Source organism: Amycolatopsis rhizosphaerae (genome assembly GCF_007713715.1).
Taxonomy (GTDB): Bacteria; Actinomycetota; Actinomycetes; order Mycobacteriales; family Pseudonocardiaceae; genus Amycolatopsis_E; species Amycolatopsis_E rhizosphaerae.
In genome coordinates, this window is the sequence record NZ_VJWX01000863.1 from 1 (window position 1) to 1,271 (window position 1,271).

Below are 1,271 nucleotides of genomic sequence, written 5' to 3' on the forward strand. Positions count from 1 at the left end.
ACGATGACCGTGGATAGCGACATCCTCCCCGTGGCGGGCAGCGATCTGCGGGTGATGATCTACACGGCCGAGCCGTGCAGCGAAGACGCCGAACGGCTCGCGCTGCTCGCCGTCCTCGGCACCCAGTCGCTCGTGGGCTGAGTCATCCGCTGCGGTACCCGGCCGTCCGCCGGGCGAGTCCCACGCTCGTGCGCTTGTGTCCCACCTTCGTGCGCTTGTGTCCCACCCTCAGGCAGGAATGGGCGCTGTGAGGGGCCCCCTCACAGCAACCCGTAACCCCCTCACGGCAACCCGCAGCCGGGTGCGGCTCAGGGCGTGCGCTCGCACCGGCGCTTGAGGCAGGCGCCTTCCCGATCGACATAGCGCCGGGTCCGTGAGCCGGTGAGCAGCCACAGCAGCGGGGCCAGCGGTCCCGTCACGTCCAGGGTGAGGCGCGCCCGGGTCCCCCCGTCCGCGAGCGGGGTGAGGAAATGGCCCCCTTCGATCACGTAGCCCGGCCCCTTCGTGCGCCAGGTGAACGAACTGTCCGGGGCCAGTTCGGTGACCTCCCAGGTCAGCTCGGCCATCTTCGGCTGCTTGACCCGGGCGCGGGCCCCCACACCGAAGGGGCCGTCGCCGAGCAGGCTCACCCGCTCCACGGTTTCGCACCAGTCGGGCCAGTCCGCCACGTCCCGCAGTACGGGCCAGACGGCGTCCGTGCCGGCCTGAATGTCCACAATGGTCTCGTGTCGCATGCCGTCCTCCCGTGGCTTCGTCGCCCGGTGATCACGATAGTGCCCGCCAGGCCCGGCCGAGGCGGTGAATTCCCTCCCGGATCCCTTCCGTGTTCGCGGCACTGAGGTAGCTCAGGCGCAGGTGCGGGGCGGGGGCCTCGGCCGGGAAGTACGGCCTGCCGGGGGTGACGGCGACCCCGGCGGCCAGCGCGGCCGCGGCGAGTGCGGTCTCGTCGGTGCCGTCCGGCAGGCGCAGCCACAGGTGGTAGCCGCCGCGCGGGATTGCGTCCAACGGCAGGGGAAGTTCTTCGCGCACGGCTTCGGCCATCGCGTTCCGCCTGTCCCGCAGGGTGTCCGCGAGGGTGCGGAGATGCCTTGCCCAGGCGGGGGAACCGACGAGTTCGAGTGCGGTTTCCTGAAGCGGGCGGGAAACGAAGAAGCTGTCGATCACCTGGATGGCCCGCAGCCGCTCCATCGCGGGTCCGCGCGCGGTGAGCGCTCCGACGCGGAGGCTGGGCGAGGTGACCTTCGTCAGCGACCGCACGTGCACCACCACGC

General features: G+C 71.4%; 2 protein-coding genes. Both read right to left on the reverse strand.

Annotated elements, in window-relative coordinates; genetic code table 11:
* Positions 1 to 308 precede the first annotated feature (308 nt).
* Complete coding sequence (locus tag FNH05_RS37475; protein ID WP_144593555.1) at positions 309 to 734, reverse strand: SRPBCC family protein; 426 nt, start codon at positions 732 to 734, stop codon at positions 309 to 311.
* A 31-nt stretch (positions 735 to 765) separates the two neighbouring features.
* On the reverse strand, positions 766 to 1,271 hold a 506-nt coding region (locus FNH05_RS37480), incomplete at its 5' end, for an aminotransferase class I/II-fold pyridoxal phosphate-dependent enzyme (RefSeq protein WP_342781661.1).

What these genes read in the sequence shown, in the direction of transcription:
- FNH05_RS37475 (WP_144593555.1), bottom strand. Translation starts at nt 734, where the DNA reads ATGCGACACGAGACCATTGTGGACATTCAGGCCGGCACGGACGCCGTC.